The 25,475-nt window shown below is 43.4% G+C and carries 20 protein-coding genes; 2 read left to right on the top strand and 18 right to left on the bottom strand.

What is annotated here, in order from left to right; all coding sequences use genetic code 11:
* Nucleotides 1–85: 85 nt before the first annotated feature.
* The 13 genes from ACT3TU_RS01760 to ACT3TU_RS01700 form a co-directional block, all read right to left on the bottom strand.
* Nucleotides 86–2,011: a sensor histidine kinase gene (locus tag ACT3TU_RS01760; RefSeq protein ID WP_192524136.1), complete on the bottom strand. Its 1,926-nt coding sequence runs from the start codon at nucleotides 2,009–2,011 to the stop codon at nucleotides 86–88.
* Nucleotides 2,012–2,344: 333 nt separating this feature from the next.
* Entirely contained in the window at nucleotides 2,345–3,769 is a 1,425-nt protein-coding gene (gene der, locus ACT3TU_RS01755; protein WP_192524513.1) for a ribosome biogenesis GTPase Der, read from the bottom strand.
* 516 nt (nucleotides 3,770–4,285) lie between these two features.
* The gene (bamB, locus tag ACT3TU_RS01750) at nucleotides 4,286–5,494 is read right to left on the bottom strand and encodes an outer membrane protein assembly factor BamB (RefSeq protein ID WP_192524512.1); all 1,209 of its coding nucleotides are present in this window, start codon (nucleotides 5,492–5,494) and stop codon (nucleotides 4,286–4,288) included.
* Between the two features lie 40 nt (nucleotides 5,495–5,534).
* Nucleotides 5,535–6,332 carry a YfgM family protein gene (locus ACT3TU_RS01745; RefSeq protein ID WP_192524511.1) on the bottom strand — a complete coding sequence of 266 codons (798 nt, stop codon included), beginning with the start codon at nucleotides 6,330–6,332 and terminating at the stop codon, nucleotides 5,535–5,537.
* A gap of 49 nt (nucleotides 6,333–6,381) precedes the next feature.
* Complete coding sequence (gene hisS, locus ACT3TU_RS01740) at nucleotides 6,382–7,671, bottom strand: histidine--tRNA ligase (protein ID WP_192524510.1); 1,290 nt, start codon at nucleotides 7,669–7,671, stop codon at nucleotides 6,382–6,384.
* A 69-nt stretch (nucleotides 7,672–7,740) separates the two neighbouring features.
* Nucleotides 7,741–8,856, bottom strand: a complete 1,116-nt coding sequence (gene ispG, locus ACT3TU_RS01735) for a flavodoxin-dependent (E)-4-hydroxy-3-methylbut-2-enyl-diphosphate synthase (RefSeq protein WP_192524509.1) — start codon at nucleotides 8,854–8,856, stop codon at nucleotides 7,741–7,743.
* Nucleotides 8,857–8,949: 93 nt separating this feature from the next.
* Nucleotides 8,950–9,768: a helix-turn-helix domain-containing protein gene (locus ACT3TU_RS01730; protein WP_413038391.1), complete on the bottom strand. Its 819-nt coding sequence runs from the start codon at nucleotides 9,766–9,768 to the stop codon at nucleotides 8,950–8,952.
* Nucleotides 9,759–10,691 carry a type IV pilus biogenesis/stability protein PilW gene (pilW, locus tag ACT3TU_RS01725; protein ID WP_225736980.1) on the bottom strand — a complete coding sequence of 311 codons (933 nt, stop codon included), beginning with the start codon at nucleotides 10,689–10,691 and terminating at the stop codon, nucleotides 9,759–9,761. Before pilW ends, ACT3TU_RS01730 begins: the two co-directional genes overlap by 10 nt.
* Before the next feature lie 250 nt (nucleotides 10,692–10,941).
* On the bottom strand, nucleotides 10,942–12,171 hold the full coding sequence (rlmN, locus tag ACT3TU_RS01720) for a 23S rRNA (adenine(2503)-C(2))-methyltransferase RlmN (protein ID WP_444783984.1): 1,230 nt from the start codon (nucleotides 12,169–12,171) through the stop codon (nucleotides 10,942–10,944).
* A gap of 334 nt (nucleotides 12,172–12,505) precedes the next feature.
* A complete protein-coding gene (gene ndk / locus ACT3TU_RS01715; RefSeq protein ID WP_444783983.1) occupies nucleotides 12,506–12,937 on the bottom strand; it encodes a nucleoside-diphosphate kinase in 432 nt (143 codons plus the stop codon).
* Nucleotides 12,938–13,168: 231 nt separating this feature from the next.
* Nucleotides 13,169–13,588, bottom strand: a complete 420-nt coding sequence (locus ACT3TU_RS01710; RefSeq protein ID WP_444783982.1) for a lysozyme inhibitor LprI family protein — start codon at nucleotides 13,586–13,588, stop codon at nucleotides 13,169–13,171.
* A 390-nt stretch (nucleotides 13,589–13,978) separates the two neighbouring features.
* A complete protein-coding gene (locus ACT3TU_RS01705) occupies nucleotides 13,979–15,268 on the bottom strand; it encodes an adenylosuccinate synthase (RefSeq protein ID WP_444783981.1) in 1,290 nt (429 codons plus the stop codon).
* 134 nt (nucleotides 15,269–15,402) lie between these two features.
* Complete coding sequence (locus tag ACT3TU_RS01700; protein ID WP_444783980.1) at nucleotides 15,403–16,710, bottom strand: ATP phosphoribosyltransferase regulatory subunit; 1,308 nt, start codon at nucleotides 16,708–16,710, stop codon at nucleotides 15,403–15,405.
* A gap of 515 nt (nucleotides 16,711–17,225) precedes the next feature.
* On the opposite strand from ACT3TU_RS01700, the gene ACT3TU_RS01695 reads away from it, so the two are divergent.
* Nucleotides 17,226–17,615, top strand: a complete 390-nt coding sequence (locus ACT3TU_RS01695; RefSeq protein ID WP_192524742.1) for a DUF2237 family protein — start codon at nucleotides 17,226–17,228, stop codon at nucleotides 17,613–17,615.
* A 33-nt stretch (nucleotides 17,616–17,648) separates the two neighbouring features.
* Nucleotides 17,649–18,872 (top strand): magnesium/cobalt transporter CorA, encoded by a 1,224-nt coding sequence (corA, locus tag ACT3TU_RS01690; RefSeq protein ID WP_192524743.1) that lies wholly within the window; start codon nucleotides 17,649–17,651, stop codon nucleotides 18,870–18,872.
* 82 nt (nucleotides 18,873–18,954) lie between these two features.
* On the opposite strand, the gene folD is transcribed toward corA, so the two are convergent.
* The 5 genes from folD to ACT3TU_RS01665 form a co-directional block, all read right to left on the bottom strand.
* Complete coding sequence (gene folD, locus ACT3TU_RS01685) at nucleotides 18,955–19,833, bottom strand: bifunctional methylenetetrahydrofolate dehydrogenase/methenyltetrahydrofolate cyclohydrolase FolD (RefSeq protein ID WP_444783979.1); 879 nt, start codon at nucleotides 19,831–19,833, stop codon at nucleotides 18,955–18,957.
* Between the two features lie 153 nt (nucleotides 19,834–19,986).
* Entirely contained in the window at nucleotides 19,987–21,081 is a 1,095-nt protein-coding gene (locus tag ACT3TU_RS01680; protein ID WP_444783978.1) for an RNA-guided endonuclease InsQ/TnpB family protein, read from the bottom strand.
* 201 nt (nucleotides 21,082–21,282) lie between these two features.
* A complete protein-coding gene (locus ACT3TU_RS01675) occupies nucleotides 21,283–22,728 on the bottom strand; it encodes a capsule assembly Wzi family protein (protein WP_444783977.1) in 1,446 nt (481 codons plus the stop codon).
* A gap of 205 nt (nucleotides 22,729–22,933) precedes the next feature.
* Complete coding sequence (locus ACT3TU_RS01670) at nucleotides 22,934–24,136, bottom strand: DegT/DnrJ/EryC1/StrS family aminotransferase (protein WP_444783976.1); 1,203 nt, start codon at nucleotides 24,134–24,136, stop codon at nucleotides 22,934–22,936.
* A gap of 77 nt (nucleotides 24,137–24,213) precedes the next feature.
* A complete protein-coding gene (locus tag ACT3TU_RS01665; protein WP_444783975.1) occupies nucleotides 24,214–25,473 on the bottom strand; it encodes a hypothetical protein in 1,260 nt (419 codons plus the stop codon).
* Between the last annotated feature and the right edge of the window lie 2 nt (nucleotides 25,474–25,475).

Raw genomic sequence — 25,475 nt, 5'->3', positions numbered from 1 at the left:
CGATTTTACTTTTCACTGACTATAGCTTTCGTACATACATTAAGCGAGATTAACGCCGTAGACGCTGATAGATGCTTTAATTATATTATGCCCACTCTAGCCAGCGCTTTAACAAGTCACTTAAGGCTTTATCCTTATATGTGGCACTATAACAGTAATCTACTCCAGCAGATTTTAAGCCATGCTCAAAACTATCTGCATATTGCCTTTGATGCTGTGGGTACCAATATATCAATAAAACACGATGCTCGCTGTTATCATTTTCTAACTGACGAATACGCTTGGCTAATGACTCTGCTTTGCTTGGAAACACATCTTCTGCAAACATGACCATATTGATTTTTTTGGAGTTTATCTCGTCCATCGCTAGCTGCTCATGCTGACAGTAAATGACGGTCGCTCCTAGCCGCTCTAGCTCATTCGCCAACGTTCCTGCCTCATGATAGTAATAATAAATAACGGTCAGTCCAGCCAATAGACTCTGTTGGCGCGTTTGCTGTTGGTTGGCCATCGGTATAATCAGCGTAAACTGTGTTCCTGTGCCAAGCGTACTATCAACCTCGATAGTAGCACCCATAAGCTGCGCCATTTGCTTGACGACTGGTAAACCAACACCTGAACCTTCATACTGACGAGTCTTTGATGAGTCCACCTGAAAAAAAGGATTGAAGATGTCACTGATATGATTACTATCGATACCAATACCTGTATCTTTTATCATGATTTGCCAGCGATTACTTTTATCAAAATGGGTTAGCTGCGAAGTGAGCGTCACCTTTCCCACTGGGGTAAATTTAATAGCGTTACTCAGCAGTATCGATAATATCTGTTGTATTTTTTCCAAATCGCCTGCAAGCGTATAGTCTATGTGATGGATATGACTGACTAATTCTAATCCTTTGCGTTGCGCAATAGGCTCAAATTCTGCCAACAGATCCGCAATCAACTGTAAGGGGTTGAACTCCATGCAGTTGATACTAATTTGACCTTTTTGTATTTGGTTCAATTGAATAATATGCTCAAGCGACAACACCAGTTTGTCACTGCCATCCTTGATGATTTCAACAGCATCTTTTTGTTCTCTATTAAGAGTGTCGTAATCTAACAGCTGCAAACCGCCTACAATGGCATTTAGCGAGGTTTTTAGCTCGTGCGTTATCATACTTTGAAAGTTATGCAGCTGTACATCAAGCGATACATCTTTGTTATGTAATTGCTGCTCAAAGACAGCAAGCGCCTCATAATCCTGTCTAGCGTCTTGTAAGCGATTAAACAACGCCGCGAAAGTCTGTTTAATCTGCACCAACTCCTGAAAATCAAAACGCTGTGCAATGACGGGTAACTGCTCGAGCTCTTTATTTTTTGCAACGAGGTAACATACCTCGGCCAAAGCCTCAATATCTTTGATCGGCCATTTGAGTTTGCGCAGAATGTACAGCGCCAAAAGAACCGCTAGTATCGTCGTTATAAACCATAATAATAAATTGCTTTGCAACCACTGTAAACGCAGCTCATTCACATCTAGCGTAATATTAATATAGCCAACGAGATCGCTATTATCATTACCCTCATCTATTGACTTATGAGCCGCTAATCCTTGAATGGCCTTTGAGTCATTTTTCGCGATATTGCTGTTGTTGATATAGTTACTGACTACGGGATAATTAAAGCTGACCGTACGGGCGAACAAAGCATTTCTCCAGTCCTTTCTTGATTGGCTGATATCGTCGATGGGCTGAGGGGTCGAATAAAATAAAATGCTTTGAATGCTCGGCTCATTATCTAATAGAAAAGCAACTTGCTCAGCCACGATGTCAGCACCATCTGCCGTCGAAGCGCTGGTGGTCAATAACTCAGCCAACTGCTGAATATGTTGATGTTTTTCTTGATAATGACGCACGAAGCCGTAAACAAAAGACAATAAAAGGCCCAACAGCACAGCCAAAGTAATGGCTTGCATGACAGAGCGCCAGATAAAGGTAGAAATGGTCTGAGATGGGAGGTTGTTCATATCACTCAACTGAGTTAAGACAACTTTATATTTATACTATAGTTAAAATACTTTAAAAACGCTACGATACTGCTGGTATAGTTTTTTTGTAGCCTCTGTCTGCGTAGGCACAGCAAGCTAGAAAAAACGGTACCTGCAGTACGTGATGTATCGATTTTACTTTTCACTGACTATACAGCTATTTTGGAGATATATAAGTCAAACATTTAGATATTTAATGATTATTTTTCAGGTTGGTTAAAAAACTTATCACCACAGAGCCGAACTACATTGACTTTGTCGCACTTCACAGTACGATAAAGTCAATAACCATCAGATCGTCAGCAAGCGCTACTATTTGCGCGGCTTTTTCTCTTTTGTGGTGAATTTCTGTGCTCGATTGCGCTCGCGCTGACGTAGCTGCTGTTCTTTTGCTTTGGTGGGCGTGTCACTCTTGTTGGCGTATGGGTTGTCATTTTGCTTGAGTACCACATTGAGTGGTGTGCCTTCAAGCTTGAACACTTGACGGAATTGGTTTTCAAGATAGCGCTGATAGCTCTTAGGCAGAGAGCTGGTTTGATTACCATGAATGACGATTACTGGCGGATTGTGACCACCGATATGAGCAAAACGCAGTTTAATACGGCGACCAGCGACTGTCGGTGGCGGATTGGCCGTCACGGCGTCTTGTAAAATCTGGGTCAAGCGATTGGTAGACACATCAAACATAGACGATTTATAAGCACGCAAGATAGAAGGGTATAAATTGCCTACGCCTGTACCATGTAGCGCTGATATCAAATGTACTTTTACATAGGGAATAAAGCTAAAACGGCGATCCATCTCGAGCTTAATGTAATCTCTTTGTTCTGGCGTCAGACCATCCCATTTATTAATCGCCACTACCAAGGCACGGCCCGCATCTAATGCATAGCCAATCATATGCAAATCTTGATCGACAATGCCTTCATGCGCGTCAATAACAATAACGGTGACGTTAGAGTCTTCGATCGCTTGCAGCGTTTTGATAACCGAGAACTTTTCTACTTTTTCATCGATTCTACCGCGGCGACGCACACCCGCTGTATCAATGAGTACGTAGTCTCTGCCATCGCGCTTATAAGGGATATAAATACTGTCGCGAGTGGTGCCCGGCATATCAAACACCACCACCCGATCTTCACCCAACAATCGATTGACTAGCGTCGATTTACCAACGTTTGGACGACCAATAATGGCAAGCTTTAGACCTTTTGGCTCGACTACATTGTCTTGCTCAGGCATATCCGCGGTCAAAACTTCCAGCAGGTTACCAACACCGCGACCATGACTGGCCGCCATCGGATATGGTTCGCCCAATCCTAACGCATAAAATTCAGCAGGTGCCGCATCATGGACGCCATCGACTTTATTGGCAACCACATATACGGGCTTACCTAGGGTATGCAAAAACTTACCAATTTCGGCATCAGCGCCAATCATACCTGCACGGGCATCGACGACAAACACAATGATATCGGCTTCGTGGATAGCGGTATGCGATTGCTCAGACATATAGTCGTCGATATTGCCACTACCGTCATCCGCTTCACCAATACCGCCCGTGTCTACGACGATAAAAGATTTGTCTTCGTAGGTCGCATCGCCATATTGACGGTCACGAGTCAGTCCTGATAAGTCAGCAACCAGCGCCTGCCGACTTTTTGTAAATTGATTAAATAAGGTAGATTTACCGACGTTTGGACGACCAATTAAGGCGACCACAGGCTTGATACTCATGGGTTACTCTCAGTGAAGGGCAAAATGACGGACCGTACGAATACTCTTAGACCAAACCCCAAAATTACGATTAGCTGTGACAAACTCGTTTAGTCTACAATACGTAGTACTTGCACTCGTTTTCCTTGCTACTCTAACTTTTGTGAATGGTATTAAAACAACAATAGCGAATATTCTGTACTTGACCGAAAATTAAAATAAAGGATAAAACTTTAATAGAAATAATCAGCTATTTTGCATTTAAAAACACGATATAAGCTGACTAAATTTCATATAAACATGATCGTAAAAAAGCACATAGGAATGATGCTGAAAGCGCATCGGTCGCATAGAATACGCGAAAGCTTATATTTAAACAAGCAATTTACACCAGGCACTAAACGCTGACTAAGCAGCGTTTTTTATTAATTATATTATCAGTGGGACTATTTAATAAACAATGCTAGTTAATAAACAATAATAATTAATAAACAATATTAAAACCTACTCTATTAAATAGCTGCTACTAATAAAGATTTAACGTGCCAGCTGCCAAATAGCAACTTGCCCTGAGGTACTTTGGGTCATTAAACGGCTGCCTTGTACTTGTAAATTACTCAACGCGCCTTTGGTTTGTACACGGCTGACGATTTTACCGCTAGCAGGGTTAAATAAATGCACCACACCATCGAAATCACCAACGGCAATGTAATTGCCAATCATCACAGGGTTGGTTAAGTGACGATAAGCCAACTCTTCGCTTTCCCACAGCAGCTCACCACTGGTGCGATCATAAGCGGCGACTTTACCGTCTAGACTGGTGCCAATAACTTGTTGGTTATTTACGGCAAGTGATTTTAAGCTAGCAAGCTCTTTAACGAACATCACTTGACGTGACGCCAAATCGATACCCAGTAATTGGCCACTATAACTGATGGCGAAAAGTTGGTTTTTATCGATGACAGGCATGCCATCAACGTCGCTCATGCGCTCAACCTCACTACTACCAGCGCCAACGCCAACACGTCTTGACCACTGCGGCAGACCGCTATCGGTCGTCACCGCGTGCAAACGCCCATCAGCAGTCGCTAATAACGCGGTTTTACTGTCTAACAAGGTTGGTGCAGCACTACCACGTACGCTGATGGCTGGTACTTGGGTCGCAAACTGCCAGACAGACTGACCGGTTTGTAGTGACAGACCATGCAAAAATCCATCGTTCGCTGATAGAATCACGCGGTTATTAGTAATAAGCGCTGGGGTCAACACCGACCCTGATAACTGCTGCTGCCAGCGTTTGGCACCAGTAGCACTATCAAAGGCCATGATTTGACCACCGCGAGTACTAACAATCGCTGTTTGGCTTAAAGCATCTAACGCAACACCGCCTGTGATTTGATCATCGACATTGACCGACCATAAACGCTCGCCTGCATTATTAAAACCCGCCAAATCACCACCGCGCGATGCAGTAACAATTTGTCCATCGGCATAACCGACCTGCAGATTCAGTGGGTCCTTTTTACTGGCTTTTTTACTACCGACATCCGTACTAAAAACAGGCTGTAGTACGCTAATAGGCTCAGCAATCTGTACCAGTTTTACGGGATCGTTGACGACGGGTTTGATACCGCGATTACACCCAATCACTGCAGTGCTCATTACTGCCAATACTGCCACATGCATCACTGTCTTTTTGACGGTGTTAGCGGTTAAAATTTTGCTAGAGCGAATAGATTGAGTCATTATAGGTTCTCACTACAAATAAATGATTATTAATTAGCAATTACTGCGTCACATCAACGGTTGTATTTTCTGCTGGGTTTTCTACTATTAATGGCTGTTCAGGAGCAGTTGACTCTTGAACTAGGCGCGCTTGATCAGCGATAGGCTCAGGCACGATTCCTAGACTCTCCATTTTTAACGCCAATACTGCACGTGTTTCTTGACGGCCACGTAACAGCTCCCAAGCATTATTGTACGACTTAATCGCTGATTCTTTATTGTCTTGCGCCAAGTAAATATCACCGAGCAATTCTTGTTGGCTGGCTTCAAACGAGCCTGGCATGTCATTGTTCGCTTGTGTCAACGCCGCATCTGCATCGCCTGCCGCCAATAGCGTTGTTGCATAGCGTAAGCGAGTGATCGCTTTTAATCCTGCATCACCCAAATCAATGGTCAACGCTTTTTTGAGGGTATCACTTGCCGCCGCAAAATCATCGTTATCAATTTGCTGACGCGCTTTAATCATCAATGCTTGCCAAGCGTAGACTGACTCGCCATGTGTGCTCACCAATGCATCAATATCTTTATTCAACTGTGTACGGCTCTGCTCGAGTGATGCTTGAGCTTCTGCCTCTAAATCTGGGTTTTGCGAGGCCAAACTCACTTCTTCATTTAAACGCTGAATGTCTGCATAATAATCTGCGGCGACAGTATCAACCCGCGCATGGTTGTCTTGCCAATAAGTCCAACCGAAATAAGCAGCCAGTGCCAACAAAATCACAGTGACAATATAACTGCCATATTGCTTTAACGCTTGCATTGAACTGTCTGCATTCGGCGAATTAGGTGTCAGAGCCATATATGTTTACCTGATAAGATTTATATTAATTTACTAATGCCAAAATCGATTACTGACGCGAAATATTGTCTTTATTTGCCAGCCAATCTGTAGCGACCGTTTGTTGTTCACCTGTTTGCATATCTTTGATGCTAATGGTGTTATCTTCCAGCTCTTGCTGAGCGATAATGACGGTCATTGCTGCACCTGACTTGTCTGCTTTTTTCATTTGCGCTTTTAGGCTCGTCGCACTGGCCATTTTCACTCGAAGGTCTGGGCGACTATAACGCAAGCGTTGCGCATAACCAATACCAGCACTATAGACCTCTGGATGGGCAACCACAAAGACATCACAAGCAGGAAGCGCTGCAATCGGCGCAACCGCTTCCATCAATAATAATAAACGCTCAAGCCCCATGGCAAAACCAACGGCAGGCTCAGATTTTACCGGCTTACTGCCGTCTGTACCGATAGACTTTAGTTGTCCGACTAAGCCATCATAACGACCGCCCGCACAGACGGTGGCTTGGCTGCCAAGCTTATCCGTTACCCATTCAAAGACGGTCTTATTATAATAATCAAGACCACGGACGAGGTGCGGATTTATCTCAAAATCAATACCTAGTTCGGTTAAATACTTTTGAACCTGCTCAAAATGCGCCACACTGTCTGCACCCAAAAATTCAGCAAGCTTTGGTGCACCGGCTAATATGGCTTGAGTACTGGCTTCTTTACTGTCTAAGATACGTAATGGATTGGTGGTTAAGCGGCGCTTACTGTCGTCGTCAAGCTGGTCTTGTTTATCGGTTAGATACGTCACCAACGCTTGACGATAAGCATGACGCTCATCCAGCTCACCTAAGCTATTTAGTTGTAAATGCATCTCATCTTTTAAACCCAATTCTTGCCACATGAGATGGGTCATGGCAATCAATTCAGCGTCAGCATCTGGAAGCGGACTACCGAAGCTTTCGACACCCAATTGATGGAACTGACGATAACGGCCTTTTTGCGGACGCTCATAGCGAAACATCGGACCGATATACCATAATTTTGGCGTATCACCGCGCAGTAAATTATGCTCAATCACCGCACGTACTGCGCCTGCTGTACCTTCAGGACGCAGTGCCAATGGCGTTGGTGGCTCAGATTTATCCGTAAAGCTATACATTTCTTTTTCAACGATATCCGTTGCGCCGCCGATAGCACGCGCAAACAAATCGGTTTGCTCAACGATTGGTAGACGAATATGCTCATAGCCGTATCTACCCAATACATCAGCCAATATCGCCTCTAAGTGCAGCCACTTTGCAGATTGCTCAGGCAAAATATCATTAAACCCTTTGATCGCTTTAATCATGGTACGGTCGTATCCTTAAAATTTTTAACAGGTCGTTCTATCATTGTTGTTTTTGCTTATAAGTAAGCATTATTTTACGCGAATAATCTCATTCTCGCGTTTTTTTGCTAAATCTTCTGCATGAGCACGTACCATGCCTTCGATTTCATCGACCAGATTATCCGTATGAATCAAATGGCTCTTTTCACCCATACGATACACCAATGATTTTGGTGCAGCGCCAACGATACCAATATCGGCTTCTTTTGCCTCACCCGGACCATTTACTTTACAGCCAATCACCGACAGATCCATCGGTTCACGAATGTCTTCTAAACGCGACTCTAACGCGGTCATTACCTTGATGACATCAAACTCTTGACGCGAGCAGCTTGGGCAAGCGATAAAGTTAACGCCATTAGAGCGAATATTCAATGATTTTAAAATATCGAAACCAATTTTTATTTCTTCTTCAGGCTCGGCGGCTAAGGAGATACGAATGGTATCGCCAATACCATCTAACAGTAAACCACCGAGGGCAATGGCAGATTTCACCGCCCCTGTACGATAGACACCCGCTTCAGTGACACCCAAATGTAGCGGATTATCAATTTGAGCAGATATCAGGCGATAAGCATCCAAGGTTAAAAACACGTTACTGGCTTTGACCGATACTTTATATTGGTCAAAATTGAGACGCTCTAATATATCGATATGACGCATCGCTGATTCGAGCATCGCCTCGCCTGTTGGCTCAGTATATTTGCGTTGAATGTCTTTTTCTAACGAACCTGCGTTAACGCCAATACGAATCGGAATATTGTAATCCTTGGCACAAGCGACCACTTCGCGTACTTTGGCATCGCTGCCAATGTTACCAGGGTTGATACGCAGGCAATCAGCACCTGCTTCGGCAACGGCCAAGGCAATTTTATGGTCAAAATGCACATCGGCGATTAAAGGAACACTGACCCGCTTCCGAATTTCTGCAAAGGCTTTGACCGTATCCATCGTCGGCGTCGATACCCGCATTAGATCAGCACCTGCCTCAACGCAGCGCTCGATTTGGGCGACAGTCGCTGCCACATCACAGGTATCTGTATTGGTCATACTTTGGACACTAATCGGCGCATCGCCACCAATCGCGACATCACCGACATGTATTTTTTTGGTAGGACGACGGTTAATAGGCGCTGACGTTGACATAGACAAACCCTTTCATTGGAGCGAGAAAAACGAAGAAAAACACACTTATAATAGCGCTAAACACTCAGCAGCACTCAAAAGTAGCGTAAAAAGTTAAGGCGCTAACTCAAAGCTAGCCTGCTTATCAGTTGCATAGCTGTCTAAAGCCACCGCTTCTTGGTTGAGCATTAAGCTGACGTTATCGATATTATCAATTTGCACATTAAATGGTGGCGTACCTAATAGCTTATAATCACCAGACGTCTGAGCGCCATTCATCAGGCTGCTACCAGAGGCATCACTGATACTAACAGCGGCGGTATTGGTCAGTTTTACCTCTAGAGAGGCCATGCTCGCATTAGCGTCGCCTGTATTTAAAGCAGAGCCAGAAGCGCCGACGCCAGTAGCGTCATTAATCGCAGCGCCTTGCGCCTGCTCTATCTCTGAGAGGTCTTCCGTGGTTGATATCGGTTGGTCGCTGTTTTCTTTACTGGCGTTGCTAACCATACGGAACAAGAAAATCGCTAAGATGATGACACCAATAACCGCTATGATAAGCAATGGATTAAAACGAATGCGGTTGTGGGTATCACGCTGCAATGTGCCCATGGGGCGCAGTGGTGACTCGACGTTTCTCATCGAATCTGATTTGAGTTCGTTGGGATACGCGGCGTCAAAACTACTCGCTATCTTGACAGGATCTAAACCCAAAAACTTAGCGTAATTAATCGCAAACCCACGAGCAAAAGCCGCTTGCGGCATCTGCGCAAAGTTCTCATCCTCTAGCGCTTGCAAATGACGCTTTAAAATAAATAACTCGGCGGCCGCCTCTTCTAAGCTTACTTGCTTATGTTTGCGGGCTTGCTGCAACATGGCACCAAATGATCCCTGAGCATTAGATTGAGTGTTTGATGATGGGGTGGTCATTTCCATGGTGCCTCTGGATTATTAAGCCAAGTCTTAAGTTGTTTTGCTTCATCGCTTAGCGGATAAGCAGATAAAAGCTGCTGTGCCAATTGCTGGCGCGTTTTTATATTGTTTTGCGCAGCGGCAAGTTTAATACCTTGTAATAGTAAACGCGGGCTAATACCCTGTCCTTTCACTAATACCAGTGTCTCATCATAAAGCCGTTGCGCCTGCTGCACACGCTGCTGTTCAAGCAATAAATCTACCAATTCAATATGCGCAATCACACTATTACGATTGCCATCGAGCGCACGTAAAAATGCTTTGGCCGCCGCAGGGTGATCATTAAGTTTAAGATAAGTACGCCCTAGATTCTCCAACGCACCAATACGACCTTCGTAACCCAATGCTGCACCTGCAATACCAAACTGCTCTGCCGCCTCACGATAGCGCTTCATCTGTGATAAATAAACGCCATAGTTATTGTTTGCTTGTTCAAAATTTTTATCAAGGGTGATTGCCTTTTTAAAATACTGATCGGCTTTTTCAAGATTGATGCGGCTACCCTCTTGCTGCAGCAAAACGCCCATCATATCATAGGCTGGCGCGTAACGGCTATCAGCAGCAAGGGCTTTTTCGAGCTGACGCTGTGCAGTATCAAGCTCTTTTTTTCGGATATATTGCGCCGCCAGTGAAGTGCGCACGCGAGCAATTTCCTGTTGGTCTAAGTTACGATTGTCATTAGGTCGCGTCGACGTTTGATAAGGGGTACCATTCAGCAAGTCGTTGTTTGGTGTGCTTTGGCAACCACTTAACATCAGCGCGCTTAACGACCCTGCAAGCAAAAGACACCGAGCGCTGTTTTTTTGAAAAACTTTATTACCCAACCGCTTCATCGTATGAGAAAAAAATGTTTGATATTTGAACTGACAAGAATTTTTAGAAGTCATCGTGGCTACCATCATAAAACTGTGAGTCAATGCGTTCGATCCTCGAGGCATCAGTTTAATAGATTTAACCCCCATAAGTACAATTTAGTTTTTATTAATTGCACGGCGCTAGGCTGTTGACAGCGACGACTACATTTTATTACCGTTGTGATGCAAAAAAGACAGCTAACGCTCAGCAGACTACTATGTTTTATTTAGAACTGATGATAGCCATTCATGTAACTTATTAATCACTCAGGCAACCATCACCCTAAACGCTTTCACGGTCTTTGATACTTTGCTGCCAAGCGGCGGAACGACGAGTTCTATCAGCGACTTGCCCCACCAACTGACCACAGGCGGCATCAATATCGTCCCCACGCGTTTGACGAATGGTACAGACAAACCCCGCCTCACTTAATATATTGCTAAAAGCATGAATACGGTTATTGCTTGATTTATCATATCCCGAATGCGGGAACGGATTAAACGGGATGAGGTTAATCTTACTTGGTAGACCGTCTAATAACGCGACCAACTGATGAGCATTCTCATTGCTATCATTGACACCATCTAGCATTACGTATTCGATGGTCACGTGCTTTTTATGGCGTGGATTGACATCATGAACGTAGTTCTTTGCAGCAGCAATCAGCTCGTTTAACGGGTATTTTTTATTTATTGGCACTAGCTCATTACGTAGCTCGTCATTGGGCGCATGTAGCGAGATGGCCAAGGCCACATCGATATCTTGCGCCAACTGATACATTTTTGGCACCACGCCCGAGGTGGATAAGGTCACGCGGCGCTTGGACAGTCCATAGCCATGATCGCTTAACATCAGCTCCATCGAGCCCACCACGGGTTTGTAGTTTAGCAATGGCTCGCCCATACCCATCATCACTACATTAGTGACGTTATTTTCCCATAGGCTATGGTCAACGTTGTCTAAACTGTCATTTTCATCGCTCATATAAGAAGCGTTAGCCACCCATAGCTGCCCGATAATCTCAGCCGCACTTAAATCGCGCTCAAAGCCCTGTTTACCCGTACTACAAAAGCTACAATCCAGCGCACAACCCACTTGTGAGGAAATACATAAAGTTTTACGACCGTTTAATTTACTATCATCTGCAGGAATTAATACCGTCTCAACCAATGAGCCGCCAGTAACTTCAAACACCCATTTACGGGTGCCATCATCGCTATATTGGCGATGAATCACTTTTGGTGGCGTGACACAAGCATTGAGCGATAATTTATCACGCAATGATTTGCTGAGATTGGTCATTTGCTCAAAATCCGTCACCCCATGCTGATAAATCCACTTAATCACCTGTGTCGCACGAAACGGCTTTTCGCCGATACTTTTAAAGTAATCAGACAGTTGCGCTTGCGGCATGCCCAATAAGTTGGTTTTGGCCTGCGCCTCGTCTACTAGCTTGATGCCATTAGTAGCCTTTGCAGGTATGTGCTGGGTTGGGGTTTGAACAGTGGACATAATAGATAACCTTTTTGTATCTTCTGATATGAGCGATACAATTATTGATATGGGCGTTGCGATGCATTCATAATGCATGAGTGCATGAGCAATCCGTTATGAACGCATTTTATCAGGCACTTGTGAATACTGAGCATTTGATAAAATCATGCTGATAAAGGATTGATAACGCAATGTAAAACTAATAATGAGGCAAGCTGTCGAAAATTTCAATCATAAATAAATCTATTATAAGAGCTAAAACGGCTTATACCATAAGATATAAGCCGTCTCGCCACACTAATTACTAATAAGCACGGCTATTCATACTAGCTGTTATTAATAAAAACTACTATTAGCGCGTACGTGCACAAACTTCATCATCATTGAAGAAGTAGCTAATTTCACGCGCTGCTGATTCTGCTGAATCTGAACCATGAACCGCGTTTTCGTCGATGCTGCTAGCAAAATCAGCACGGATAGTGCCTTTGTCTGCATCTTTTGGGTTAGTAGCGCCCATGATTTCACGATGCTTAGCGATAGCGTTTTCGCCTTCTAACACAGATACCAATACTGGGCCTGACATCATGAAAGATTTTAGGTCATTATAAAATGGACGCTCAGCATGCTCAGCGTAAAAACCACCCGCTTTTTCGTCATCAAGTTGTAGCATTTTAGCCGCAACAATTTTTAGACCCGCTTGTTCAAAACGGTCATAGATAGCACCGATGTGGTTGCCAGCAACAGCGTCAGGTTTGATGATAGACAAAGTACGTTCGTTAGCCATGAAAAGCTCCTAATAAATGATAAATTTGATAAGAAATAAAATAGTAAATACTTGGTTTTATCTTTGGTCACAATGTTGGCTGAAATGTAACCAAGTGACTCATGGTCTACCAATACGGCAACCTGAGCGCCAACACAGGATTGCTGCCTATTATAATGATTGACGCTATAAATGATAGGGTTAATTTATGACCATAGCTTGCATAAAAGTAAATCCTACAAGTTGATATTGCTACTCACCTAAGCGACTGTCTCGGCAGCTGCCCGCGTTACATTCACGCACCCGCTCGTTTAAAAAGTTAACGCGACTGGTCGTCGTGCGAGTAGCACAGCCCATATTAACAAAAAAGCCATTTTCATCATCATTATAACTACATCGATCATCACGCTCACGCAGCCAAGCCAGCTGACCACGTTTTAGCGTGGATTTTTGTTTTTTATTCAACTGTTTGCTTAATTTGTTATAAGAAGTATTGAGCTCTTTATCTGCTTGCAAATATACTTTTGTCAAGCAATATAGGCTATCAAAATCGTTGTTGGGGTTATCGCAATTTTCAGCACCCCAAGAAAGCATAGGCAGCATAAAAGTAGCGGACGTTACTATCGCTAGAGAAGTACTGCGAATAGAGCGCTTGACAGTAGTTGTTATCATTACATTTTCCTTTTTATGTATTAAAATAGTTAAAGCATCTTCTAACACATTATACTCAATTAAACCCGAATAATGTTAATAAAACCCACTTTATAGAAAAATCAAAACATCTTAAAAATGCCACAGTACTACTGGTAGCAATATTACTTCTCACTGACTGTATAGGCAAAAAACTTAAAAATGCGACAGTGCTATTGGAATGAATTTTGCGCAGCCTCTGCGTATGCAGCACGCCAGAAAAATTTATTCCAATAACGCACTAATACAGCTGTCCTAGGGCATGTCCTTATTTTAAAAATGGTTATAAAAATGACTATATTTAGAAAAATGACGCACAAAAAAACCCCAATGCTTAGCAAAGGGGTTTTAGTGTTTAGCTAAAAAACTTATTTACACATCATACGGGTCACGTAGAACGATTGTTTCTTCGCGGTCAGGGCCAGTTGAGATGATATCAACAGGGCAACCAATCAACGCTTCGATACGTTTGATATATTTTTTGGCATTTTCTGGTAGATCGTCATAATTGGTGATACCAACCGTTGACTCGCTCCAGCCTTCTAGCGTTTCGTACTTAGGCGTTACCGCTTCATAGAACTCAGCATCATGCGCGCCGGCACACTCAGTTTCAGGTAGGTTATAACCTACGCCGATTAACAGCTCTTCCAAACCATCTAATACGTCAAGTTTGGTCAAGCAGATACCTGACATAGAGTTCAATACCACAGCACGGCGTAGAGCTTCAGCGTCGAACCAACCACAACGACGTGCGCGGCCTGTCGTTGCACCGAACTCGTGACCGACTTTGGCCAAATGCGCGCCAACATCATCAAATAATTCAGTTGGGAACGGACCACTACCGACACGCGTGGTGTAAGCTTTGGTGATACCAAGGACATAATCTAAGTACAATGGGCCGATACCTGTACCCGTCGATACGCCGCCCGCTGTGACGCTTGAGCTGGTCACAAACGGATAAGTACCGTGGTCGATATCGAGTAATGTCCCTTGCGCACCTTCAAACATCAGGTTTTTGCCAGCAAGGCGAAATTGGTTCAAATCTTCAGTGACATCAGTAACCATGCCTCTGATTTCTTCTTTCCATTCTTGGCAAAGCTTAAATGTCTCATCAAAATCAATCGCGTCAACTTTATAATACTGAGTTAACTGGAAGTTATGGTATTCGATTAAGTTGCGTAGCTTCTCTTCTAAGTCATCACGGAATAAATCAGCAAGCTTGATTGCACGGCGCGCTACTTTGTCTTCATAAGCAGGACCGATGCCGCGACCCGTCGTACCGATTTTGCCACTGCCACGTTTGGCTTCGCGCGCTTGGTCTAATGCGACGTGGTATGGCATGATAAGTGGGCAGTTCGGTGAAATGCGTAGACGCTCACGTACTGGGACGTTATTGGCTTCTAATTCTTTCATCTCTTTTAGCAAGGCATCAGGTGCTAACACCACACCGTTACCGATGAAGCAGGTGACGCCTTCACGTAAAATACCTGATGGGATTAAATGTAGGACGGTGGTTTTGCCATCGACAACTAACGTGTGACCAGCATTATGTCCGCCTTGAAAGCGAGCGACTGCTGAGGCTTTTTCGGTCAGTAAATCGACGATTTTACCCTTACCTTCATCGCCCCATTGGCTACCCAAAACTACGACATTCTTACCCATGATCAATCCTTACCTTTGTCTATTGAGGTGTGTGCAATAACGGTTTAAAAACTAAAATTATGTTAAAACTACTTATCATCTAAAACAGTTATGATGTATTTACTGTGTGCTTTTAACTGAACGCGCGCTAATTTTTAAATAGCGTTTAACTGCCACTGATTATTGGCAAAGCTTAAGCGGTGCGTTGTGTTAGCTGGGCGGTCTTCGGCGTTTAACGGCATAGTGACGCGATAGCCTTGCTGACGTAAGCTTGCCACTTGTTGCAACAGTGTTTGCATCTGCTCTTGGTCCGCACTGCTTGACGCGTCATAATCAACCAGCACGACGGTTGGTGCATCAAGCTGAGTATGAGCCAGCAAGCGGCTGACATCCATACTAAAGCCAGTGGCTTCGCGTATTTGATCGCCTGCTAATTGACTGCCACTCTGCATTCCATCAAAACGCCCACCACGAACCAACGGCTGGGTTTCACTATTAATATAACCGTTGAATACAATGCCTGTGTGATAGTGATAGCCTGATAGCTCCGTCACATCGATACTTACGGCACAGTTCCATTGATCCTGTAGATGTGTTTTTAGGCGTTGTAACTCGTCAATGGCCGTCGCAATCTGAGTATCTTGCTGCGCGGTAGTGGACAGCTTCGCCAATAGATTTTCGATGTCATGACCAAAACGCGCTAGCGCATAAAAATCATCACCCATTGGCAGTGCTTGGCAAATGCGCTTAAGCTCTGGCAGGTTTTTATTGGCGTACAAATGCATCAAGCGTTCAGTGTCACCATCTGGCAACTCGGCCAATTCAGCCAAGCGCTTAAATATTGCCACATGACCCAAATCGACGTGCAATGCAGCGCTCATATTTAGCGTATTTACCATGCTAAACAACACATCTATCAGCTCAATATCGGCGGCAAGTGAGGCACAACCAAATATTTCCGCCCCCAATTGCAGCGGCGTACGTGAGCCAAAAAGACCTGATGGCAAGGTATGAATCACATCCCCAGCGTAGCAATAACGTGCAATACCTGATCCACCATGATGCGCATCGATACGCAAAATCTGTGGAGTGATATCGGCACGCAAACCCATCAATCGACCGGTTAATTGATCGATAATCTTAAAGGTTTGGCGTTTTAAATCTTCTGAGGCGTCACTCAACAATGATTCAGTAAACTCAATCATCGGCGGGCTCACCAGCTGATAGCCGTGCGTAATAAGCTGGTGAGTCAGCTGGTACCTAAGTACTTCTTGCTTATGCGCATCTTCAAACAACACATCGACAACCCCATCAGGCAACAGCCAGCTATTGGCCACGTCGCTGGCAAAGTTACTTAAGTATGGGGTGCTATTGGGAGCAGCAGCGTGGTTAACAGGCGGAGTCGCTGCTGTATTGATCGTACTTGACTGGGCAGGTTTTGCAGAATCAGAACTGACAGACACAATAAATCCTTGTTTGGCGTATCGCTTACCAAAAACGCGTTAGTGATGCGGTACTTAGATGCGGTACTTAAAGGTTATATTTACCATTGCATTGACGCCGTGCATTTTTATTTTTAACGCGCAACATCATTGACCCAATTATTTATAAACAAACTAGGTAACCGCAAAATGGTGAGTAATAAGTGTAATTTATAATAATAAGACGAGTATATTTATACGCTGATAAACGGCGATAAATAATCAAGGCACTTTATGCTTTAGTTTAGCATAGCAGGCAAGGTTCGCCTAGTGACAATTGGCCGCCATCACTATCTAATTATGCCTCATTGGTGTTAAAGATAGGCTAATTATTAGCGCATTATATCGATAATCGGTTAAGTAAGAATAATAGCACTGTTTCTGTATAATAAAGCACGTTTTTAATAAAATCATGAGCTTGGCTAGGACATACCTTAGGGCATGTCCTCGACTCAGACTCATGTTACACTAAGCCATATTTTTATCTCGGAAGCCTTATGTCATCTGATTACCACCCAAACCCAGCCATCAATCAATCAAACGTTTTGGGCACGGCCCTTGCCAGCTGCTGCTTTGACCCTATCACCGGCTATTATCGCAATGGCTTTTGTCATACTGGCAATCATGACGTCGGTCAACATACCGTTTGCGCCAAAATGACCAGTGAGTTTTTAAACTTTTCTGCCAGTCGCGGTAATGACCTTATCACCCCGCTGCCTGAATATGGGTTTGCTGGCCTTAAACCCGGTGACTACTGGTGTATTTGTGCGTTACGCTGGATTGAATCGCTAGACTTTGACATTGCCCCACAAATAAAACTGGAAGCTTGTCATGAGAGCTTGTTGAGCCTGGTCGATATTGAGACTTTAAAAAACTATGCGCTGTAGCAAAGTTATTTTAATTAGACTAAAGGAGAGGGTATGAACCAAGATGACGACTTGATTGTCGAACCGACAACTCGTATCACACCTGACTCTACTGTCGGTCTGACTGACGCAAACATGAAGGCTGAAAATTCTTATTCAGATGACCATGATAACTATGACAGTTATATTTATGGCGATACGGATGCGACGATTGAAGACACTATTGAAACGATGACTGTCTATGATCCAGACTCTGAGCGCTATGAGGATATCGATTTATCTAGTGATGGTGAAGTGGTCAATTGCTATGCTTACTCACGTAAAACCGGTGAAAAACTCGATAAGATAGCGCTCAACGATGTCAGTCGTGCCTTGAATAACAATGGTCAATTTATTTGGCTCGGTCTATATGATCCCAGCTTAAAAACCATGGTCAAAGTCAAAGAAGCGTTTGGTCTGCATGAATTGGCGATTGAAGATGCATTTGCCGACCACCAACGTGCCAAGGTTGAGAACTACGATAACGATATGGTGTTTGTGGTATTACGTACCGCCAAGCTCGAAGACAATGTCATTCGCTACGGTACCACCGCGATATTTATGGGTAAAAACTACCTGATTACCATCCGTAATGGCCCATCAAACTCCTACGCGCCAGTCCGTGAACACTGCCACCGCCGCCCAGAAAAGCTGCGTATGGGACCAATATTTGTGCTGCATGCGATTCTCGATTTTATCGTCGATAACTATATGCCGGTCACCGATCGCTTGGGCAGTTATTTACGTGAGCAAGAACGTAATATTTTTACGTATGAATTCAATAAAGAAACGCTTAGAAACTTATATGAATTAAAATCGCAATTAGTGCATATGCGCGCGGTTATTCTACCGGTACAAGATATTTGTAGCTATTTTATCAATCACGATAACAGTGACTTAATTTCACCCTTTTCTCATGCTGCCAAACCTTATTTTCGTGACGTCAATGACCATTTATTGCATTCTTTAGATGCCATCAATGGACTCAATGAGATGCTAAGCGTGGTGATGAACACCTATCTTGCTATGGTCAATATGGGGCAGAATGAAGTGGTTCGCAAACTTGCCGCTTGGGCGGGTATTTTAGCGGTACCGACGGCGATTGCGGGAATTTATGGTATGAACTTTGACTTTATGCCAGAGCTACATTGGGAATATTCCTACCTTGTTATCATGGCAGTGATTGGCTCGCTGTGTGGCTTTTTATACCTTAACTTTAAGCGCTTAGGTTGGTTATAAGGTAGTAGTTTAAACAAAAGTTATAGGTAAAAAAGGGCTGTCATGTATTTATGACAGCCCTTTTTTATTAACGGCTTATGGCTTATAAACCCGCAGCTTTTTCAGCAGCATCAACGGTCTGGCGGATCAGCGTATTGATAGTCATCGGACCCACGCCACCCGGTACTGGTGTATAAGCACTGGCAATATCTGCCACACCCTGCATTTCGATATCACCAACGCCGCCATTCTCAGTAGGATGGAAGCCTGCATCAATCACTACCGCCCCTGCTTTAATCCATTCGGCTTTAATCAGCTCAGGCACGCCCACTGCCCCAACCACGATATCAGCGCGTTTAATATGAGATGCTAAATCCTGCGTTCTTGAATGGCAAATCGTCACCGTACAGTTGGCATTTAATAGCATCATCGCCATTGGTTTACCGAGGATAGCACTACGACCGACGACGACCGCCTCCAAACCTGCCAGCTCAATATCATAATGCTCTAATAAATGCATGATACCTTGCGGGGTACATGACCCATAAGCAGACTGCTGCATCGCCATACGCCCAAAGCCCAGACAGGTCACCCCATCAACGTCTTTTCTAAGGTCAATCCTCTCAAAACAAGCGCGTTCATCGATATGCTCAGGTACTGGGTGCTGTAGTAAGATGCCATGAACGTCAGGATTGTCATTAAGCTCGTTTACCTTAGCCATCAACTGCTCTGTCGTCGTACTATGTGGCATTTCCACCTTGATAGAGCTCATACCCACCCGCTTACAGGCATTGCCTTTCATACGTACATAAGTCGCAGAGGCAGGATCTTCACCGACCAGTATCGTTGCTAAAATCGGTGTACGCCCTGTTTTAGCTTTAATAGCGTCTACACGCGTACTCAGTTGCTGTTCTATTTGTTTGGCAAGTGCTTTGCCATCCAAAACGGTGGCGGACTCTTGGGCAGTAGACGCAATAGACATAGGAACTCCAATAGAGGGTACGATAAAAAAGTAAAGACAGCGCCCGCAACTACTTGCATGCCTGTCTTATGCTTGGTCAATGTATGATTAGGGTTTATATTGTACCTGTCTGCGCCAAAAAATCCTAGCGCACAATTTGACTTCCTCCCCTCCCTAAACGGAGGGGATTCCTACCGCTAGACGCTCAAGCCCGAGCGCAAGAATGTTTTTTGCCGCATTAACATCGCGGTCATGAGTCACACCGCACTCGCAAAACCATTCTCTTATTCGCAGACCTGCTCTACCTTTCGGACTGTTTTGGCGTGAGCCGCAACACGAACAAGTTTGGGTGGTGTAGTGCTCATTAACCTCAGCATAGTGACAACCTGCGTACTCGCATTTATAGGTCAGTTGCCGCTTAATTTCAAACCAACCTGCGTCATAGACAGACTTAGCTAGTTTGCTTGAGGTAAATGATTTTGATTGAAGCTTGCCAACGATAATCATATTATTATCTTTGACAAGTTTGGTGGTGAATTTATGAATTAAGTCTTGGCGCGTGTTCTTAATCTTGGCGTGAATCGCTTTAACGCGCTTTTTGTTCTTAGCCCGCTGAACAAGCCCTAATTTTGAGGTGTATTTATGGGTCAGTTTGGTGGCTAAGACCTCGCCATTACTAGCGGTTGCTGATTCCTTGCATCCCAAGTCGATACCAGTCTGATTAACACCGCAAATTGTTTTTGGATGTTCTTTAACGGTGATACAGGCATACCAAAGACCGCGACTATCCTGCACAAGCTCACAAGTATTGATGGTGTAGAGAGCTAGGTTATAGCTGTCCCACACGTCAATGGTCAGCTTCTTGCCTTTGGCTAAGCTAAATTGAATGGTGGATTTTAGGGTTTTCTTTCCTGCTTTTTTGACCCCTAGATATTTTATCGCTGTTTTTTTAAAAGGAATCCAGCCCAAACTTTTACGCTTGGTTTTAGGGTTATTTGTGCGCCAATTTAACTTGGCTTTTTTAAATTGCTTGCGGCTCTTGGCATGGGTTTCAGTGATGGCTTGTAAGGTTTGGCTATGCAGATTTAGCAGCTCACCACTACCTTTTACATAAGTTGCAATATCATACGCTGAGAAAAAATGACCCGTGCGCTGCAAGTGCGTAAAACTCAAATCATTCACATAGTTCCACACAAAATTAACCGCACCAGCCAATTTGTTTAATTGGTTAGCGTGTTTATCTTTGATGCGTAACTTGAGTGTTTTCATGGTTTTATTGTGGCTCAGTCACCTTAGTAGTCAAGCAGAATTTAGTATTATTTATGCCTTACATCCACCCCATAGAAGAACCTGGTTTTACGGCACTTTTTGATAAATGCAGTAAAAAAACTCATAAAAAATCGGCCTATTAGCAACCAATAGATCAGTTTCTAGGTTTTAAGCGTGTTAAACAGTCAAGCAAATTATACTCTAATAAGTTTGTAGCTCGATGCCTACACCTACGCCGACATCAGTCGCCTGGATATCTGAATCTACTGCCCAAATTCGGCTAGAGATGAGCGCTTTGGGGTTGTATTGATGCTCCCAAGCGACATCGATGCCAGTCAGCTTGTCTGACTTAGGAAAAGCAAGATTAAATGACTGACTTGATTGATTTACCTTGGCATGCTGCACTTTTGCATTGATAAAGTTACGGTTATCCAGCCATAATCGACCACCAACCGCTACACTCTCCGCATTGCCGCCCAGTGCATAGCCTAATGGATAGCCTTGCTGATAATAACCGTCAGTATAAATACTATGATTATAAGAGCCACCACGAAATACTTCACCACTACTACGAGTATCAGTATACTCGGCATAAAGCTGGTACGGCTTACCATAAGCATCAGCAGCATAATCAACGCCGGCTAGATACATATTTTTAGATGGCAAACCGCCTGCTTCGTCTTCACCAATATATGTAGCATAAACACCAGCCGGTACATCAATCAATGGCGCTAAATTCAAACGTGCATCAAAGCCACCCAGCTGATTAGCAGGATCTTCTTTTCCAGTATCACCATTATCCTTGGTTCCTAATATTGCATCTTTAAATGAATCAAAACTCTCTGGGCGGCCTTCTCCGCCCCACATAAAGGTACGAGAAGCACCAACCTCTAACCACGGCCATGGGCTAGCAGTCAGTCGTGCGCCAAATAGCTTAGTATCTGGAACTGCCTCATAGTCTTCTAACTGACCGGCAAATAGCTGATACTGCCAAGGTCCGACCCAAGAGAGATAGTTTGAAGTAGGCGCGCTTTGTTGATCACGCTGCATAGTAAAGCCAGTGACTGGTAAGCTTGCATCGCCTCGAATCAAGCTACCATCATGTCCCGGCCCCCACCACGTTGGGATTTTACCAGCGATTAACCACTGATTGGCTGCGTTACCCGCAAGATACGAGCCTTCAAAGCTAACATCGGAGCCGTCATCAATAAGTTTATCGTTCTTTACGTTAGCTTGTAGATTAAACTCCCACTCCGCTTCGCTAAGCGATACACCAACGCTTGCTTGCTGACCAGCAAGTTGATTATCGCTAAATTTTTGCGGTAGCTGATCTCTATCGGTTTGGATATGCAATGCTGCCGAGCCTTTTACCACTGAGTCACGATTCTGATCCAATCGTGTTTGTACTGACTGTAATATCTGCTGCTGCGCTGGCGTTTGAGCATTAGCGGCATTTACAGCACGTTTTATCTCGTTAGCAGTCAACGGCCAAGTGCTGGTACTAATCTGCGTGACCCCTTGATTATTAAGCCAGTCTAGATCCGCTTTGAGTTTTAAATCATTCATATATAGGTTCTGCGCAGATGCTAGCATCGACACTGTTGATAGCACACCAAAACCCAATAAAATGCTTAGCTTCTTGTACATGATTAAATACTCTTTGATTATCAGGTGTTAATTATGAATACTGTCAGTTTAAAATAAATACGTCCAAAATAGCGTTCTGCTGGGATAGTTTTTCCTCGCTTGCTGTGCGCTTTGCACTCCAGAGGCTGAAAAACTTATGTTTTAAACGAAAGTATTCCAGTCCCGCTGTATCGCTTTTATACTGAACTCACTATATAGTAACGTGCTATTGGTTATGCATGCTAGCAAATACGCTATCAATCGCCTGTACTGTTTGCTCAATCTCTCTATTAGTCAGAGTAGGATGTACTAAAAACATCACGCTAGTTTCACCTAACTGTCTGGCTATTGGCATTCTAGTTTCAGGACGTAAGCCTGTATTATCAAATGCTTTTTCCAGATACACTTCAGAAGCTGATCCTGAAAAACAAGGCACGCCTAGCTCATTAATGGCTTGAATAATGCGATCTCGTGACCAGTCGCTAGGTAAGTTATCTGCTTGCACATAAATATAAAGCTTATAATAGGCATGTTTAGAACCTGCAAACTGCGGTGACGCTTCTAACCTTGGTACAGAAAGATAGCCTTTTGCTTCCCATTGGGCACACGCGTCTAATATAGTTTGAGCGTTTGCCGTACGTTTGGCGGTCCAATCAGGCATTCTCGTTAGTTGAATACGTCCGATTACTGCCTGCATCTCAGTCATGCGCCAGTTAGTACCGAAGCTTTCATGTAACCAGCGATAGCCGGGTGGATGCTCGGTTTCATAGACAGCAGCGTAGCTTTTGCCATGGTCTTTATACGCCCACATCTTGCGCCATAGCTGCTCATCATTGGTAGTGACCATACCGCCCTCACCGCCTGTGGTCATAATCTTATCTTGGCAAAAGCTCCAAGCACCGATATGCCCAATACTACCAACGCTACGCCCTTGATATGTAGCACCATGCGCCTGTGCACAGTCCTCAATGACATATAGGTCATGCTTATCTGCCAGTGCCATGATGCCATCCATATCACAAGGCCAGCCTGCCAAATGTACACAGACGATAGCTTTGGTCTTATCCGTCAGTACTGCGGCGATGGTTTCAGGGGTGATATTACCCGTTGCTTCATCAACCTCGGCAAAAACAGGCGTTGCGCCAATATTAACCACCGATGAGATACTAGCAATAAAGGTACGCGGCGTGACGATTACTTCGTCACCTGCGCCAATACCTAATGCTTGCAAGGCAACATCTAATGCCAACGTGCCATTACCCATGGCAATAGCATATTTGCTATCAGCCCATTCCGAAAATTCAGTCTCAAACTGGCGACATTCTTGGCCTGTCCAGTAATTTATCTTATTGGATAACAATACTTGACTGACGGCATCGGCCTCTTCTTGAGTAAAACTTGGCCAAGGGGAGAATGGGGTGTTTAGCATAGTAGAAATGATTACCTCTTATCTTATAAGAACTGATTTTATTTATAAAGACACAATATAGGAACTAAGAACCAAGCTTATTCATCATAATAATTCTGAAGTATATAAGGTCTCTTTCCGCTTCTTTGAGCTGGGATTTCATCCACAAATTCAATATTAATAAGAGCTTCAGAACCTAATATATTTTGATAAACATTAATTATATAAGATTTGTCTATAGGTTTATCGATAATAACTTTCAATAAATACTCTACTTTTCCTTCTTGAGAAAACTGAAACTGAATAATATCTTTAGATTCTCTTAATGCTCCATTGATTGAAAAAGAAGATATTTCTTTTCCATTAATATCACGTATTGTAGCGAGCCTTCTCCCTTCAACACTTTCAATTTTAGTTACCATCCCATTAGTAACTTCAAAAGGTTTAGCCAAATCGCCTGTATCGTATCGTAAAATAGGCATAGAATGATTGAAAAGGTCAGTAACAACAATACGCCCAAGCTCACCAATGGAAACGTCTTTATTGCTATCTAATGCTAATATCTCAATAAGGTAGTTTGATTGATTTAACCAAAAAAAATCACCGGACAGATCCTGGTTAGCAAGTACACCAAACTCTTCAGATGAGTATCGACTAGCGGGTGGGCAATTAAAGCTTTTTTCTATTTGAATGCGCATATCATCAGTTAGCACTTCTGATATAGTGATAACACCATCCATTGGAAAAACGATATTATTCTTTGATAAATAGAAAGCTAATCTTGAAATAGCTGATGGATAACCTATAAGTATCATAACGTTTTGTTTTTTTAGCCTTTTAACAGCCTCTTTACACCATTTATCATCAAGTTTATCTACGGTTATCATTACCTGATTTTGGATTACTTGAGATATTTTACTTTTCTTTTTTGAGACAATGTATGCATGTTTAGAACCAAGATCAAAATTACTTTTTCTACCAAAGTAGTATACCTCTGAAATCATTTTCTGACGCTTTTCAGGATTTAAATAGAAGGTAAAAGGAGTACCATAAGAGCCACTCGTAGTTACTTTGTGCAAAGAGTCGATACATTCTTTATAAGGAGCAGATATAAAGTCATCGTAATTTCTCTTAATTACAGACTTATCTAATACAGGGTAGTCTTTAAAGTCATTATATTTCTTATAAGTATTATAATAAAGAGTGTTCTTTATAGCATACTGCGTAATAGCTTCCACTCGTGAGCTCTGAGCGGGGAAAACATGGTTGAATTGGCTTGTTAGATCGGCCAAGTTTTCGCGTAACGTACCATTTTTTAGTTGGTCTTTGGTTATGTATACTAGTTTTCTAAGATTCATTT

It is taken from the genome of Psychrobacter sp. AOP3-A1-26 (assembly GCF_052378235.1).
In the GTDB taxonomy this organism is placed as follows: Bacteria; Pseudomonadota; Gammaproteobacteria; order Pseudomonadales; family Moraxellaceae; genus Psychrobacter.
Note: the sequence above shows the minus strand (reverse complement) of the source record. Positions and strands in the feature narration are given on the sequence as shown.